General features: G+C 42.9%; 1 protein-coding gene and 1 pseudogene. Both read left to right on the forward strand.

The genetic code is table 11. The features are described 5' to 3' along the window. On the forward strand, positions 1-642 hold a 642-nt coding region (locus AB4496_RS16390; protein WP_372131377.1), incomplete at its 5' end, for a sensor histidine kinase. Continuing rightward, a pseudogene (locus AB4496_RS16395) lies at positions 617-686 on the forward strand (DNA-binding response regulator); the annotation flags it as partial. The gene AB4496_RS16390 and the pseudogene AB4496_RS16395, both read left to right, overlap by 26 nt.

Here is a 686-nt window from a genome sequence, read left to right on the forward strand (position 1 = left end):
CAAGAGATGAAGAGCCGCATGCTGGTTCTTCAAATTCTAACGCATGAATTAAGAACGCCGATTGCAAGTTTGTCATTAACAGTTGAAGGGTTTAGGCGAGAGTTCGAACACTTGCCAGAATCGGTATATGATGAATTTCGTAGGTTGTGTGAAGATACACGCCGTTTAAGGCAGTTGGCAGAAGCAAGTAAAGACTATTTGCAATCAGACAACCAACCGCTTGCTACAGAGTGGGTGCCAAGTGTTGAAGAGTGGCTTCAATACAAAGTTGAAGAAGACTTTGCTCCGGGCATTGAACTCCGCGTAAACAAAGATATTGCTGCAAAAGTAAACGTATATTGGTTAGGAACGTGTATCGATAACCTGATCAGAAATGCCGTGAAATACGGCGTTGCCCCGGTGATACTAGAACTGAATACTTCTGACAAGAAGCTGACATTCAAAGTTATAGATAATGGAGACTTGTCTCGCAAAGATTGGGGGCAACTAAGAAAGCCATTCGTAAGTAAGAGTGGACTCGGTTTAGGTCTGACGATAGTAGAATCTATGGTCGGAAAAATGGGCGGTCACATGACGCTTATCGGCCCCCCAACAACATTTATTTTGGAGATACCTTGTGAAACAGACATTGCTTCTCGTTGAAGACGATAAAAATTTAGCTGACGGTTTATTAGTTAGCCTTGAGC

Source organism: Vibrio sp. 10N.222.46.A1 (assembly GCF_041473595.1).
Classification (GTDB): Bacteria; Pseudomonadota; Gammaproteobacteria; order Enterobacterales; family Vibrionaceae; genus Vibrio; species Vibrio tasmaniensis_A.